General features: G+C 63.4%; 11 protein-coding genes. 3 read left to right on the top strand and 8 right to left on the bottom strand.

What is annotated here, in order from left to right:
- Positions 1 to 88: 88 nt before the first annotated feature.
- From cmk to mtnA, 6 genes are all read right to left on the bottom strand, one after another.
- Positions 89 to 775: a (d)CMP kinase gene (cmk, locus tag CKW22_RS11320; protein ID WP_033700694.1), complete on the bottom strand. Its 687-nt coding sequence runs from the start codon at positions 773 to 775 to the stop codon at positions 89 to 91.
- A complete protein-coding gene (locus CKW22_RS11315) occupies positions 772 to 2,979 on the bottom strand; it encodes a bifunctional prephenate dehydrogenase/3-phosphoshikimate 1-carboxyvinyltransferase (RefSeq protein WP_033701506.1) in 2,208 nt (735 codons plus the stop codon). The genes cmk and CKW22_RS11315 overlap by 4 nt, the downstream gene beginning before the upstream one ends.
- Positions 2,980 to 3,087: 108 nt before the next feature.
- Complete coding sequence (pheA, locus tag CKW22_RS11310; RefSeq protein WP_033700696.1) at positions 3,088 to 4,182, bottom strand: prephenate dehydratase; 1,095 nt, start codon at positions 4,180 to 4,182, stop codon at positions 3,088 to 3,090.
- Positions 4,182 to 5,267 carry a 3-phosphoserine/phosphohydroxythreonine transaminase gene (serC, locus tag CKW22_RS11305; protein ID WP_033701507.1) on the bottom strand — a complete coding sequence of 362 codons (1,086 nt, stop codon included), beginning with the start codon at positions 5,265 to 5,267 and terminating at the stop codon, positions 4,182 to 4,184. Before serC ends, pheA begins: the two co-directional genes overlap by 1 nt.
- Before the next feature lie 125 nt (positions 5,268 to 5,392).
- On the bottom strand, positions 5,393 to 8,155 hold the full coding sequence (gene gyrA, locus CKW22_RS11300; protein WP_033700698.1) for a DNA gyrase subunit A: 2,763 nt from the start codon (positions 8,153 to 8,155) through the stop codon (positions 5,393 to 5,395).
- A gap of 245 nt (positions 8,156 to 8,400) precedes the next feature.
- A complete protein-coding gene (gene mtnA, locus CKW22_RS11295) occupies positions 8,401 to 9,477 on the bottom strand; it encodes an S-methyl-5-thioribose-1-phosphate isomerase (RefSeq protein WP_033700699.1) in 1,077 nt (358 codons plus the stop codon).
- Between the two features lie 110 nt (positions 9,478 to 9,587).
- Between mtnA and ubiG the strand changes: the two genes are divergently transcribed.
- Genes ubiG through CKW22_RS11280 form a run of 3 tightly spaced genes read left to right on the top strand, consistent with a single transcriptional unit; the run spans position 9,588 to position 11,743 of the window.
- Entirely contained in the window at positions 9,588 to 10,286 is a 699-nt protein-coding gene (gene ubiG, locus CKW22_RS11290) for a bifunctional 2-polyprenyl-6-hydroxyphenol methylase/3-demethylubiquinol 3-O-methyltransferase UbiG (protein ID WP_033700701.1), read from the top strand.
- 2 nt (positions 10,287 to 10,288) lie between these two features.
- Entirely contained in the window at positions 10,289 to 10,960 is a 672-nt protein-coding gene (gene mupP / locus CKW22_RS11285; RefSeq protein ID WP_047581755.1) for an N-acetylmuramic acid 6-phosphate phosphatase MupP, read from the top strand.
- A gap of 42 nt (positions 10,961 to 11,002) precedes the next feature.
- Positions 11,003 to 11,743, top strand: a complete 741-nt coding sequence (locus tag CKW22_RS11280) for a YciK family oxidoreductase (protein WP_033700703.1) — start codon at positions 11,003 to 11,005, stop codon at positions 11,741 to 11,743.
- Positions 11,744 to 11,809: 66 nt separating this feature from the next.
- Here CKW22_RS11280 and CKW22_RS11275 read toward each other — a convergent pair whose 3' ends face one another.
- Positions 11,810 to 12,595: a TenA family transcriptional regulator gene (locus CKW22_RS11275; protein WP_047581753.1), complete on the bottom strand. Its 786-nt coding sequence runs from the start codon at positions 12,593 to 12,595 to the stop codon at positions 11,810 to 11,812.
- A gap of 62 nt (positions 12,596 to 12,657) precedes the next feature.
- Complete coding sequence (locus CKW22_RS11270) at positions 12,658 to 15,114, bottom strand: EAL domain-containing protein (protein ID WP_033700705.1); 2,457 nt, start codon at positions 15,112 to 15,114, stop codon at positions 12,658 to 12,660.
- Positions 15,115 to 15,147 lie beyond the last annotated feature (33 nt).

The raw sequence follows: 15,147 nt of genomic DNA, 5'->3' as shown, positions 1-15,147 counted from the left end.
TCGCCACATTCCAGACAATGTGGGTTTCGTTATTTAAAAGGAAAGCGGGCAGGACGTTGACTGGTGCACCTGCCTGCTCTCCTGGCGATCAGTGAAGGTCGCGCAGTGCGATCTCACTCCTGATACGTTGCAACACCTGCTCGATAGACAACTCGGTGGAGTCCAACTGAATGGCATCGGCCGCTGGTTTCAGCGGGGCCACTGCACGTTGGGTGTCACGCTCATCGCGTGCACGAATCTCATCCAGCAGACTCGACAGACTAACATCTTCGCCCTTGCCCTTCAACTGCAGGTAACGGCGACGTGCCCTCTCCTCCGCGCTAGCGGTGAGAAAGACCTTCAATGGCGCATCCGGGAACACCACGGTGCCCATGTCACGCCCGTCGGCAATCAGGCCTGGAGCTTCCTGGAATGCGCGCTGGCGCATCAGCAAGGCATCGCGCACGGCGGGCAGCGAAGCCACCATCGAGGCGCCCGCACCGACGGTTTCGGTGCGGATGACGTTACTGACGTCCTCACCCTCGAGGATGATCTGTTGCAGCTTACCGGGCTCGGCCGCGATGAACTGCACATCCAGATGGGCGGCAAGCTGCTTGAGCAGCTCTTCGTTGGTCAGGTCGACACCGTGGTTGCTCGCGTTGAAGGCCAGCAGACGGTACAGCGCGCCGGAGTCCAGCAGCCGCCAGCCCAGCTCGCGGGCCAGCAGCCCGGCAACTGTGCCTTTCCCCGAACCGCTTGGCCCGTCGATGGTGATGACTGGCGCCTGGGTGTTCACGACTTGCCCTCTTCAGCCACACGAATGCCGACTTCGGCACACAGCGCCAGGAAGTTGGGGAACGAGGTGGCGACGTTGGCGCAGTCATGGATACGGATCGGCGCACTGGCGCGCAGCGAGGCAACGCTGAAGGCCATGGCGATACGGTGGTCACCGTGGCCGTGCACTTCACCGCCGCCAATCTGGCCGCCGTCGATGATGATGCCATCCGGGGTCGGCTCGCACTTCACGCCCAGGCTGATCAGGCCGTCGGCCATCACTTGGATGCGGTCGGATTCCTTGACCCGCAGCTCTTCGGCACCGCGCAGCACAGTGCGCCCTTCGGCGCAGGCAGCGGCAACGAACAACACCGGGAACTCGTCGATGGCCAATGGCACCAGGTTTTCAGGGATGTCGATACCTTTCAGCTGGGCGCCGCGCACGCGCAGGTCGGCCACCGGCTCGCCGCCGACTTCACGCTGGTTCTCCAGGGTGATATCGCCGCCCATCAGGCGCAGGATGTCGATTACACCGGTACGGGTCGGGTTGATGCCGACATGCTCGAGCACCAGCTCCGAGCCCTGGGCGATCGAGGCCGCGACCAGGAAGAACGCCGCCGACGAGATATCGGCAGGCACTTCGATGCGGGTTGCAGTGAGCTTGCCGCCGGACTGCAGCGACGCCACCGGGCCATTGGTCTGCACCGCATAACCAAAGCCACGCAGCATGCGCTCGGTGTGGTCACGGGTCGGCGCAGGCTCGGTGACGGTGGTCTTGCCTTCGGCGTACAAGCCGGCCAGCAGCAGGCACGATTTAACCTGCGCACTGGCCATCGGCAGCGTGTAGGTGAGCGCCTTGAGCTTGTGGCCACCACGAATGGTCAGCGGTGGACGGCCTTCGGGGCCGGTCTCGACCACTGCGCCCATTTCACGCAGGGGGTTGGCCACCCGGTTCATCGGGCGCTTGGACAGCGAGGCATCACCGGTCATGGTCACGTCGAACGCCTGGCCGGCCAGCAGGCCGGACAACAGGCGCATCGAGGTGCCGGAGTTGCCCACGTAGATTGGCCCGGGTGGCGCCTTGAGGCCGTGCAGGCCGACGCCGTGGATGGTCACGCGACCCTGGTTCGGGCCTTCGATGACCACACCCATGTCACGGAAGGCCTGCAAGGTCGCCAGCGCATCCTCACCTTCGAGGAAGCCTTCGACCTCGGTCGTGCCTTCGGCCAGCGAGCCGAGCATGATCGAGCGGTGGGAAATCGACTTGTCGCCCGGTACGCGGATTCGCCCGGACAGGCGGCCACCCGGTTGGGCCAGGAAAATCAGATCGTTGGCGTTCATAGCGTCCACATAGGCCCGGCGGGCCAGGATTTTACTGAAATGCTCGCGGGCAACACGTGCGCGGGTGAATACACCCAGCAACTGATGCCCGTCCCCTGCATCGATCGCGTCGCGCAAGGCGTCGAGATCGCTGCGATATGTATCAAGCGTGCGCAGGACAGCTTCGCGGTTGGCGAGGAAGATGTCGTGCCACATGGTCGGGTCGCTGCCAGCGATTCTCGTGAAATCGCGAAAGCCCCCCGCAGCGTACCGGAAGATCTCGAGGTTTTCATTGCGCTTGGCCAGCGAATCGACCAGGCCGAAGGCCAGCAGGTGCGGCAGATGGCTGGTGGCAGCCAGCACTTCGTCATGGCGCTCGACCGGCATGTGTTCGACATCGGCATCCAGTGCGCGCCACAGGCGGTCGACCTTGGCCAGGGCGTCCGGGTCGGTTTCCGGCAGCGGCGTGAGGATGACTTTGTGGCGGCGGAACAGGGTGGCATTGGAGGCCTCTACCCCGCTTTGCTCGGACCCAGCGATCGGGTGGCCGGGGACGAAGCGCGACAGCCGCCCGCCCAGCACCTGGCGCGCGGCGCGAACCACATTGCCCTTGGCGCTGCCGACGTCAGTGATCACGGCGTTGCCAAGGTCGAGCGGGGCCAGGCGCGCGAGGAGCTTTTCCATGGCCAGGATGGGGACTGCCAACTGGATGACGTCGGCGCCGACACAAGCGGCGGCGAGGTCTTCTTCGCAGCGGTCGACCACGCCCAGGGCCACGGCCTGCTTGCGCGAGGGGGCATCCAGGTCGACGCCGACCACTTCGCGACACAGGCCGCTTTCGCGCAGGCCCTTGGCGAAGGAGCCGCCGATCAGGCCCAGGCCTACGACGACCAGGCGCCCGATGATTGGCGCGGGTTTGTTTGTTACGGCATCTACCACGAGTGCGAACCCTGTTCAGAAATCAAGACAGTCTGCGGGGCCACTGGGGCTGCTGTGCAGCCCCAAGGCCATCAATCAAAGCACCGCCTTCGGATACGACCCCAGCACCTTCAGCCCCACAGCCTCCTGGCTGATCTGCTCCAGCACCGCCTTGATCAGCGGGTCACGGTGGTGGCCGACGAAGTCGATGAAGAACACGTAGGTCCACTTGCCGCTGCGCGACGGACGAGTCTCGATGCGGGTCAGGTCGATACCGTTCTGATGGAACGGCACCAGCAGCTCGTGCAGGGCACCTGGCTTGTTGCTCATCGAAACGATGATCGAGGTCTTGTCGTCGCCGGTCGGCGGCACTTCCTGGTTGCCGATCATCAGGAAGCGCGTCGAGTTGTCCGGACGGTCTTCGATCTTCTCGGCCAGGCGGGTCAGGCCATACAGGTTCGCCGCCATGTCGCCGGCGATCGCTGCCGAATTCCACTCACCCTTGACCCGCTTGGCTGCCTCGGCATTGCTCGAGACCGCCACGCGTTCAACGTTCGGGTAATGCGCATCCAGCCACTTGCGGCACTGGGCCAGGGACTGGGCGTGGGAGTAGATGCGGGTGATGCTGTCGGTCTTCGTGCTCTCGCCCACCAGCAAGTGGTGGTGGATGCGTAGCTCGACCTCACCACAGATCACCATGTCGTGCTCGAGGAAGCTGTCCAGGGTATGGCTGACCGCACCCTCGGTGGAGTTTTCCACCGGCACCACGCCGAAGTTGACGGCGCCAGCCGCCACTTCGCGGAACACTTCGTCGATGGCCGCCATCGGGCGGCTGATCACGGCATGGCCGAAGTGCTTCATCGCCGCGGCCTGAGTGAAGGTGCCCTCAGGGCCCAGGTAGGCGATTTTCAGCGGCTCTTCCAGGGCCAGGCAGGACGACATGATCTCGCGGAACAGCCGCGCCATCTCTTCATTGCCCAGCGGCCCCTTGTTGCGTTCCATGACCCGCTTGAGCACAGCTGCTTCGCGCTCAGGGCGGTAGAACACCGGCTTTTCGCCCTCGGCGAGCGTGGCGGTCTTGACCCTGGCAACTTCCTGGGCACAACGGGCGCGCTCACTGATCAGCTCGAGGATCTTCTCGTCGAGGCTGTCGATGCGAACACGCAGCGCCTTCAACTCGTGTTCGGACATCAGCCGTGCTCCTTCTCGAATTCGGCCATGTAGCCAACCAGCGCTTCAACCGCTTCCAGGCCCAGGGCGTTGTAGATCGAGGCGCGCATGCCGCCGACCGAACGATGGCCCTTGAGGTTGAGCAGGCCACGGGCGTCGGCACCGGCCAGGAACGCTTTATCCAGGCGCTCGTCGGCCAGGCGGAACGGCACGTTCATCCACGAACGGGCATTGATGCTGATCGGGTTGGTGTAGAAGTCGCTGGCGTCGATGAAGCCGTACAGGCGGTCTTTCTTGGCGCGGTTGCGCTGCTCCATCGCTTCGACACCACCCTGCTCCTTGAGCCACTCGAAGACCAGGCCCGAGAGGTACCAGGAATACGTGGCCGGGGTGTTGTACATCGAGCCGTTGTCGGCCGAGACCTTGTAGTCGAGCATGGTCGGGCAGCTGCTGCGGGCCCGGCCCAGCAGGTCCTCGCGAACGATCACCACCACCAGGCCGCTTGGGCCGATGTTTTTCTGCGCGCCGGCGTAGATCAGGCCGAACTGCGACACATCGATCGGGCGGGAGAGGATATCGGACGACATGTCGACCACCAGCGGAACGTCGCCGGTCTCGGGAACCCAGTCAAACTGCAGACCACCGATGGTCTCGTTGGACGCATAGTGGACGTAAGCTGCGTTCTTGGTCAGGTTCCAGTCGTTCTGGCCCGGGATAGCCAGGTAATCGTAGGGCTTGGCGCTGGCGGCGACATTGATGTTGCCGAAACGGCGCCCTTCCTCGATGGCCTTCTTCGACCAGATGCCGGTTTCGACGTAGTCGGCGGTACCGTTTTCCGGCAGCAGGTTCAGTGGGATTTCGGCGAACTGCTGGCTGGCACCGCCCTGCAGGAACAGGACCTTGTAGTTGGAGGGGACGGACAGCAGGTCACGCAGGTCCTGCTCGGCCTTCTCGGCGATGGCCACGTAATCGTCGCTGCGATGGCTCATTTCCATCACCGACAAGCCCTTGCCATGCCAGTCCAGCATTTCGGCCTGGGCGCGCTGCAGGACAGCGTCAGGAAGCGCAGCAGGGCCTGCGCAGAAGTTAAAGGCTCGTTTGCTCACATCCACTCTCGCTCTGCCAAAATAGAACAAATCGTCACTTGCTGGCCCCGCCCCCTGTAGGAGCGGCCTGCTCAATCAGTCAAACGGGGCGACCTTGGTCGCCCCGTTCGGGTTGTTGCGTGTGCTTACTCTTGCGGTGCCTCTTCGGCACCCGCGCCGTCATCATCGACAGCCTCCGGCGCGTCACCCTCCGGGCCCGCCTCGACCAACTCGTCGAGCTCTTCCTCGGATGGCTCCTGGATACGCTCCAGGCCGACCAGCGTTTCGTCCGCCGCCAGCTTGATCAGCGTCACGCCCTGGGTGTTACGGCTCAGGCTGGACACCTCGCCAACCCGTGTCCGCACCAAGGTGCCCTGGTCGGAGATGAGCATGATCTCTTCGCCTTCCTGGACCTGGATGGCACCGATCAACAGACCGTTGCGCCCCTTGGTGCCCATGGCGATCACGCCCTGGCCACCACGGCCGCGACGCGGGAACTTGGACAACGGCGTACGCTTGCCGAAGCCACGCTCGGAGGCGGTAAGGATCTGCGCGCCGGACTCAGGGATCAGCATCGAAATGATCTGCTGCCCCTTGCCCAGCTTCATGCCGCGCACACCACGGGCGGTACGGCCCATTTCGCGCACCACGCTCTCGGCGAAGCGGATCACCTTGCCGGCGTCGGAGAACATCATGACTTCCTTGGCACCGTCGGTGATGGCCGCGGCAATCAGGGTGTCGCCTTCTTTAAGCTTCAGGGCGATCAGGCCGTTGGAGCGCGGACGGGCGAACTGCACCAGCGGGGTTTTCTTGACGGTACCCGAAGCGGTTGCCATGAAGATGTACGCGCCAGTCGGCTCAGCCACCCACTCAAGGGTGTCGCCATCTTCTTCGTCGATTTCTTCGGCTTCTACCACTTCGCCTTCGATCACGCTCTCGTCGCCGTCTTCCAGCTCTTCATCCGGATCGGCGCTTTGCTGCAGGGCTTCAAGGTCGATCTGCAGCATGGCGGTGATGCGCTCACCTTCTTCCAACGGCAGCAGGTTGACCAACGGGCGGCCACGGGCAGCGCGGGAGGCCTCCGGGATCTCGTAGGTCTTCTTCCAGTACACCTTGCCCTTGCTGGAGAACAGCAACAGGGTGGCATGGCTGTTGGCGACCAACAGGTGCTCGATGTAGTCCTCGTCCTTCACACCGGTCGCCGACTTGCCTTTGCCGCCACGGCGCTGGGCCTGGTAGGCGGACAGCGGCTGGGTCTTGGCATAGCCACCGTGGGAGATGGTCACCACGCGCTCTTCTTCCGGGATCATGTCACCGTAGTTGAGGTCGTGGCTGGCGTTGAGAATTTCGGTGCGGCGAGCATCGCCGTATTCGGCACGGATCGCTTCCAGCTCTTCGCGGATCACTTCCATCAGGCGCTCGGCGCTGCTGAGGATGCGGATCAGTTCGCCGATCTGCTCGAGGATTTCCTGGTACTCGGCCAGCAGCTTCTCGTGCTCGAGGCCAGTCAGGCGGTGCAGGCGCAGGTCGAGGATCGCCTGGGCCTGTTCCGGCGACAGGTAATACTTGCCTTCGCGCAGGCCGAATTGCTCTGGCAGGTCTTCAGGGCGGCAGGAGTCGGCGCCGGCGCGCTCGACCATCACCTGCACAGCGCTGGACTCCCAGGCAGTGGCAATCAGCGCTTCCTTAGCTTCCGACGGCGTCGGCGAAGCCTTGATCAGGGCGATGACCGGGTCGATGTTGGACAGCGCAACTGCCTGGCCTTCAAGGATGTGGCCACGCTCGCGGGCCTTGCGCAGCTCGAACACGGTACGGCGCGTGACCACTTCACGGCGGTGACGGACGAACGCTTCGAGCAGGTCCTTGAGGTTGAGCAGGCGCGGGCGACCGTCGATCAATGCCACGACGTTGATGCCGAACACGCTCTGCAGCTGGGTCTGCTGATAGAGGTTGTTGAGCACTACCTCCGGCACCTCGCCGCGACGCAGCTCGATGACAATGCGCATGCCGTCCTTGTCGGACTCGTCGCGCAGCTCGGTGATGCCTTCGATCTTCTTCTCTTTGACCAGCTCGGCGATCTTCTCGATCAGGCGCGCCTTGTTCAGCTGGTACGGCAACTCGGTGACGACGATCTGCTGGCGGCCACCGACCTTGTCGATGTCCTCGACCTCGGAGCGGGCACGCATGTAGATGCGGCCACGGCCGGTGCGGTAGGCCTCGATGATGCCCTGACGGCCGTTGATGATGCCGGCAGTCGGGAAGTCCGGCCCCGGGATGAACTGCATCAGCTCATCGATGGTGATTTCCGCGTTGTCAATCAGCGCCAGGCAGCCGTCGATGACCTCGCCGAGGTTGTGCGGCGGGATGTTGGTCGCCATGCCCACGGCGATACCGCTGGAACCGTTGACCAGCAGGTTGGGGATCCGGGTCGGCATGACCGCAGGGATCTGCTCGGTGCCGTCATAGTTGGGCACCCAGTCGACAGTCTCTTTGTGCAGGTCGGCCAGCAGCTCGTGGGCCAGCTTGGCCATGCGCACTTCGGTGTATCGCATGGCTGCAGCGTTGTCGCCGTCCACCGAACCGAAGTTGCCCTGGCCGTCGACCAGCAGGTAGCGCAGCGAGAACGGCTGGGCCATACGCACGATGGTGTCGTAGACCGCAGTGTCGCCGTGCGGGTGGTACTTACCGATCACGTCACCGACCACACGGGCGGACTTCTTGTACGGTTTGTTCCAGTCGTTGCCCAGTTCGCTCATCGCATAGAGAACGCGACGATGCACGGGCTTCAAGCCGTCACGTGCATCGGGCAGCGCTCGCCCGACAATCACGCTCATCGCGTAGTCGAGGTAAGACTGTCTCAGTTCGTCTTCGATATTGACCGGGAGGATTTCTTTGGCCAGTTCGCCCATGAGAAGCCTGATTCCTTTTTCTGGTGAAACTTCGCAGCTCCATCAAGGGCCGAACGAAGCTCGCCGCCGCGACGCGCAGTGGTGCGACGACTTACGACAAATCAATGAGTTGTGCCATGGATCTGCGCAAATTTGGCCGCCGTGATGGGCGGTCTTGGAAACTGCCGGATGTTATCACAAAGGCGGCCGGCAAGTGTACGCCATGGTTTCTCACAGCCGCCAATGATGCCGCGCCGGACACCCCTTCAGTGCAGGCGCTTGCGGCACATCAATTGAGCCAGCTTGGCGGTATCCGGGCGCTCGACCATGCCACGCTCGGTCACGATCACGTCGATCAGGTCCGCCGGGGTCACATCGAATACCGGGTTGAACACCTCGACATCCGGTGCTACGCGGGTGCCAGCGTAATCCAGCAACTCGTCGGCATCGCGCTCTTCGAGCGGGATATCCTCGCCCGTGGCCAGGTTGAGGTCGATGCTGGTGCTCGGCGCCACCACCATGAAGCGCACACCGTGGTGCATGGCACTGACCGCCAGTTGATAGGTGCCGATCTTGCTCGCCACATCGCCATTGGCGGCAATGCAGTCGGCACCGACCACCACCCAGGTAATGCCCTTGGTCTTCATCAGGTGGGCCAGGGCCGAATCGGCGCACAACGTGACCGGGATGCCTTCGTTGGCCAGCTCCCAGGCAGTCAGGCGCGAGCCTTGCAGCCAGGGGCGGGTCTCGCCGGCGTAGACCCGCTCGACCATGCCTTCCAGGTACCCCGCGCGGATCACCCCCAGCGCGGTGCCGAAACCACCGCTGGCCAGGGCGCCGGCATTGCCGTAGGTGAGCAGGGTCTGGGCATTGCCCTGATGACGGCGAATCAGCTCGATGCCGTGTTGGGCCATGGTCAGGTTGGCTTCGCGATCGCTTTCATGGATCGCCACCGCTTCGGCCTCCAGCACCGCCAGCACGTCGTCTTCCGGGCGCAGGCGCTGCAGGCGCTCGCGCATGCGGTTCAGCGCCCAGAACAGGTTGGCAGCAGTGGGGCGCGCCTCGGCCAGGCTGAGGAAGTCCTCTTCCAGGTCGAGCTCCCAGTCGCCGCCCTCGGCCAGCCGTTCTTCCAGGGCCAGGACCAGGCCGTAGGCCGCAGCAATACCGATGGCCGATGCGCCGCGCACGGCCATGTCACGGATCGCTGCCACCACCTGCGCGACATTGTCGCAGGCCAGCCAGCATTCCTGCGACGGCAGCAAGCGCTGGTCGAGCAGATGCAGAACGCCGCCTTGCCAGCGGATCGCGGTCACCTTCTCCGCCGCCAAAAGTCGCTCGCGCATCGCCTCTCCCCGTCGTTCGGATATCAAAAGCCGGCGATTATAGCGACCCTCGGCCTTGAGCGCTCGGGTATACTCCGGCCCAATTTAGCGAAGTTTCAGAGGACTCTTAAATGAGCAACGTCGACCACGCCGAAATTGCCAAGTTCGAAGCCTTGGCCCACCGCTGGTGGGACCGTGAAAGCGAGTTCAAGCCGCTGCATGAAATCAACCCGTTGCGCGTCAACTGGATCGACGAGCGGGTCGGCCTGGCTGGCAAGAAGGTGCTGGACGTGGGCTGCGGTGGCGGCATTCTCAGCGAATCCATGGCCCTGCGTGGCGCCAAGGTAACCGGCATCGACATGGGCGAGGCACCGTTGGCGGTGGCCCAACTGCACCAGCTGGAATCCGGTGTCGAGGTGGAGTATCGGCAGATCACCGCCGAGGCGCTGGCCGAAGAGATGCCCGAGCAGTTCGACGTGGTCACCTGCCTGGAGATGCTCGAGCACGTCCCCGACCCTTCGTCGGTGATCCGCGCCTGCTACCGCATGGTCAAGCCCGGCGGCCAGGTGTTCTTCTCCACCATCAACCGCAACCCCAAGGCCTACCTACTGGCCATCGTCGGCGCCGAGTACGTGCTGAAGATGCTGCCGCGCGGTACCCACGACTTCAAGAAGTTCATCCGCCCCTCGGAGCTTGGCGCCTGGAGCCGCGCTGCCGGCCTTGAGGTCAAGGACATCATCGGGCTGACCTACAACCCGCTGACCAAGCACTACAAGCTGTGCGGCGATGTGGACGTCAACTACATGATCCAGACCCTGCGCGAGGAATGAGCATGCGTTTGCGAGCGGTACTCTTCGACATGGACGGCACCCTGCTCGACACGGCGCCGGACTTCATCGCCATCTGCCAGGCCATGCTCGCCGAACGCGGTTTGCCGGCGGTGGACGACAACCTGATCCGCGGGGTGATTTCCGGTGGCGCCCGCGCCATGGTCGCCACCACCTTCGCCATGGACCCGGAGGCCGAAGGTTTCGAGGCCCTGCGCCTGGAATTCCTCGAGCGCTACCAGCGCGACTGCGCGGTGCACAGCAAGCTGTTCGACGGCATGAGCGAGCTGCTGGCCGACATCGAAAAAGGCAACCTGCTGTGGGGCGTGGTCACCAACAAACCGATGCGCTTCGCCGAACCGATCATGCAACGCCTGGGCCTGGCCGAGCGCTCGGCGCTGCTGATCTGCCCGGACCACGTGAAAAACAGCAAGCCCGACCCCGAGCCGCTGATCCTGGCCTGCAAGACCCTGAACCTGGACCCGGCCAGCGTTCTGTTCGTCGGCGATGACCTGCGCGATATCGAGTCTGGCCGCGATGCCGGCACCCGCACGGCGGCGGTGCGCTACGGCTATATTCATCCAGAAGACAACCCCAACAACTGGGGTGCCGACGTGGTGGTGGACCACCCGCTGGAACTGCGCAAGGTGATCGACAGCGCGCTGTGCGGCTGCTGAGCGTCAAGCGCCAGCACCGCCCATAGAAATAGGGAATAGACAATGTTCGACTACACCGCCCGCCCCGACCTGCTCAAAGGCCGGGTCATCCTGGTGACCGGTGCCGGCCGCGGCATCGGTGCCGCGGCCGCCAAGGCCTATGCCGCACTGGGCGCCACCACGCTGCTGCTGGGCAAGACCGAGGCCAACCTCAACGAGGTCTACGACCAGATCGAGGCCGCCGGGCACCCGCAACCGGTGGTGATCCCGTTCAACCTGGAAACCGCCCTGCCCCACCAGTACGACGAGCTGGCGGTCATGATCGAAGACCAGTTCGGGCGCCTCGACGGCCTGCTCAACAACGCCTCGATCATCGGCCCGCGCACGCCACTGGAGCAGTTGTCGGGTGACAACTTCATGCGCGTGATGCACATCAACGTCAATGCCACCTTCATGCTCACCAGCACCCTGTTGCCGCTGCTCAAGCTGTCGGAGGACGCCTCGGTGGTGTTCACCTCCAGCAGCGTCGGGCGCAAAGGCCGGGCTTACTGGGGCGCTTACGGGGTGTCGAAGTTCGCCACCGAAGGCCTGATGCAGACCTTGGCCGACGAACTGGAAGGGGTTGCACCCGTGCGTTCCAACAGCATCAACCCAGGCGCCACGCGCACGGCGATGCGGGCCCAGGCCTACCCGAGCGAGAACCCGCAGAACAACCCGCTGCCGGAAGAGATCATGCCGGTGTACCTGTACCTGATGGGGCCGGACAGCACCGGGGTGAATGGGCAGGCGTTCAATGCCCAGTGATTTGCGGGCTGTCTGTGCTGGCCTCTTTGTCGGTAAGCCCGCGAAGAGGCCAGCACAGGCAGACGATCAGCCTGCCGCCAAGGCCGGCCGCACCCGCCCCTGCTGACGCCCTTCCAGCTGCATGCAGTGCTCCAGGAACAGGTACATGCAGTCGTAGCTCTTGCAGATCGCCCGACGCAATTCGGTACGCAACCCCAACGTCGGGTTCTCCCCCGCCAAGGTGCAGATGATTTCCAGCGCTTCCCACGGGTGCGCATCGTCGTACTGCGCATGCATCTTCAGCCACTTCATGGCGCGCTTGCGCTGGTCCTCGGGGAAGCCCAGGGCATAGGTGTCATTGGCGCACACCACCGCTGACCACTCCCCGGTCGCGCCTTCGATGGCATAGTTGGTCGCCGCCATGGAAATCGCCAGGTTTTCGGTGGCACACACCCGCCAGCACCAGTCGTTTAGCCCGTTCAATTCAGGCGGTACTTCCTGGGCCTGCAGCTCATGCAGGTGAATGCCATGGGCATGGCACCAGTGCACCCAATAGTCGGCATGGTTGAGTTCGACCCGGATGTTGCGCATCAACCAGCGCCTCGCCATGTCTTCGCCAGGGTGGCGGCCATAGCGGGTCTTGGTCAGGTTATGGGCCATGTACAGCGAAAACTGCTCGACCACCGGCCAGCCGCCGATCAGGTACTGACGGATGGTCGATGGCTTCAGCCGACCATCGCGCAGGCGCTCGTACAGTTCATGCTCGACCACCCGGCGCTTGCTTTCGCGGCACTCTTCAATGAGTTGCTGAGCCCATTGGGGGTAACTGGCGGGGTCCATCAATGGCCCGATACGAACGAATGCATCAATCACTTTCAGCTCCTTGATCCATGTGATTTTTCGGACGTCTTGTGTCAGCGAAAGCCGCTGTCTAGCTAGCGAAATGTGCCAGGTGCCCGCTGCAACAGAGGCCTGGCGGCGATCCGTTGGCGTTGCAGACTGTCACACGTGAACACCTGGGGGCGTTCGATCAGGTAGCCCTGGGCGTAATCCACGCCGATTTCCTGCAGGGCCTGCTCGATCAAGGGGGTTTCGACGAACTCGGCAATGGTCCGCTTGCCCATCACATGACCGATGTGGTTGATGACCTCCACCATGGCTCGATTGACCGGGTCGTCGAGCATGTCTTTGACGAAACTACCGTCTATCTTCAGAAAATCCACGGGCAAATGCTTCAAATAGGCGAACGACGACATCCCGGCACAGAAGTCGTCGAGCGAGAACCTGCAGCCTAGCCCTTTCAGTTCGTTGATGAAGCGAATAGCACTGCCAAGGTTGGCAATCGCACTGGTTTCGGTGATCTCGAAGCAGATCATGCGCGGCGGGATGGCGTACTCGACGAACAACCGCTGCAGGTACTCGAGAAACTTGTCGTCACCAATGCTCGACCCCGACAAGTTGATCGCGCAGATGGACAATGGCCCTTCGCGGCCTTCATCCAGGCACTGGCGGATGACCTGAAACACATTACGCACCACCCAGCGGTCAAGGGCGGTCATCAGGCCGTAACGTTCGGCCGCCGGGATGAAGCTGCTGGGCAGGATGGTACGGCCACTCTCATCATGCAGGCGCAGCAGGATCTCGATATGCCCAGGGCCATCGATGGCCTTCAACGCGGCGATTTCCTGGGCATACAGGCAGAAGCGGTTTTCTTCAAGGGCCACGTGCAAGCGCTGTATCCAGGCCATCTCGCCAAAGCGCATGGACAGCTCGCTGTCGTCGGCGTGGTACACCTGGACCCGGTTGCGACCCTTTTCCTTAGCCATGTAGCAGGCCATGTCGGCGGCGCGCAGCAAGGTTTCCAGGGTGCCGGGTGCCTGCGCCATGTTCACCAGGCCAATGCTCACCGTGGTGACGAACGGCCGCCCCTTCCACACAAAATGCAGGCTCTGGACCATCTGACGCAACTGCTCGGCAATGCGCTCGGCCTGGTCCGGCGGGCAGTTTTCCAGCAGCACGCCGAACTCGTCACCGCCCAGCCGGGCCAGGGTGTCGCCTTCACGCAGGCCGGACTGCAACACGGCGCAGATATGCCGTAACAGCTCGTCACCCGCAGCATGGCCACAGGTATCGTTGACCAGCTTGAACTGGTCCAGGTCGAGGAACATCAGCGAATGCCGCCCCGCCTGGCGCGCCAGGCCGTTGAGCGCCAGCTCCAGGCGGTATTCGAACTCGCGGCGGTTGGCCAGGCCGGTCAAGGCGTCATGGGTCGCCTGCCAGGACAGGTTGGCGATGTACTGGCGCTCCTGGGTCATGTCGTGCAGTACCAGCACTATGCCACTGACCTGCCCGTCGCTGACAATGGGCGAACCCACCAGGTTTATCGACACGGTGCTGCCATCCAGGCGCTGGATCAGCCTGGCATGCTCGGCGCCACCCCTGAGGCTGCCGCTGAGTACCTGCTCGACCAGGCTGCGGCCATCTTCCTCGGCCTGTTCGTCCACCAGGCTGAACAACGCCGAAAGCGGCAAGCCCTGAGCCTGCCCGGCCTGCCAGTGGGTAAGCTGTTCGGCGGCGGGGTTCATGTAGCCGATGCTGCCTTCGACGTCGGTGGTAATGACTGCATCGCCAATGGCCTGCAGGGTAATCTGCGCCCGCTCCTTTTCTGCTTGCAAGGCACTGGCGAATGCCTGGCGCTGGGCCAGCAACTTGCTGGAACGGCGCCAGGCGATGGTGATGAGGACCAGCGCGGTGAGCAGGTTGGTGATCAGCAACACTTGCAGCAGCACGCGCGACCCCTCCCCCAGCGCGTCGCTGAAGGCTCTGGCGGCCGGGGTGACCCCTTCGTTGATGGCGACGATACGGGCCTTCCAGTCGCTGATGGTGCGGGCATCGACCGGGCCCTCGGCAAACCCTTTGCGCATTTCGCTGGCAAGCACATCCAGCTGGCCCAGGTAGCGGTCGCCGATGTCCCAGTAGTCGATGGCCGTCTGCATGTAGCTGATGTTGCGGAAGTTGCGATAGAACCAGATGATGCGTTCGACGTCGTTGGCGTGGTTGCCGCCCTGCAGCACAGCTTGGCGCGCAGCGTTCAGGTCTGGGTTGGGCTGATCGAGTACCTCACGCAACTGGTGGTCGCCTTGGGGCACCGTGATGGCCTGGCGGTAACGCTGGTACGTGCCTTCATCACGGTTGTCGGCGTACAGGTTGAGGTAATAGATGGCGTCTTTCTGAGCCTTGGACCACAAGCTCTCGCCCGCTACATAGGCCCGCACCGCCGAGAGCGTATAAAGGCTGATACTGCCCAGCGCCGCCTGGAAAACCACGACGGCGATGAAGGGCCAGATGATACCGAGCAACTTCGGCGCTTCTAGAGTGCGATGTCCCTTCATGGAGTCCCTGTCACAGAGCAGATAAGGCTCGAA

Source organism: Pseudomonas sp. Irchel s3f19, assembly GCF_900187555.1.
Lineage (GTDB): Bacteria > Pseudomonadota > Gammaproteobacteria > Pseudomonadales > Pseudomonadaceae > Aquipseudomonas > Aquipseudomonas capeferrum.
The sequence above is the reverse complement of the archived record's forward strand: the minus strand, read 5'-3'. Positions and strand labels throughout refer to the sequence as shown.

Bases quoted from the DNA above. Each gene is read 5' to 3' on its own strand.
- pheA (WP_033700696.1), bottom strand. From the start codon at position 4,182: ATGTCCGAACACGAGTTGAAGGCGCTGCGTGTTCGCATCGACAGCCTC.
- gyrA (WP_033700698.1), bottom strand. From the start codon at position 8,155: ATGGGCGAACTGGCCAAAGAAATCCTCCCGGTCAATATCGAAGACGAA.
- mtnA (WP_033700699.1), bottom strand. From the start codon at position 9,477: ATGCGCGAGCGACTTTTGGCGGCGGAGAAGGTGACCGCGATCCGCTGG.
- ubiG (WP_033700701.1), top strand. From the start codon at position 9,588: ATGAGCAACGTCGACCACGCCGAAATTGCCAAGTTCGAAGCCTTGGCC.
- mupP (WP_047581755.1), top strand. From the start codon at position 10,289: ATGCGTTTGCGAGCGGTACTCTTCGACATGGACGGCACCCTGCTCGAC.
- CKW22_RS11280 (WP_033700703.1), top strand. From the start codon at position 11,003: ATGTTCGACTACACCGCCCGCCCCGACCTGCTCAAAGGCCGGGTCATC.
- CKW22_RS11270 (WP_033700705.1), bottom strand. From the start codon at position 15,114: ATGAAGGGACATCGCACTCTAGAAGCGCCGAAGTTGCTCGGTATCATC.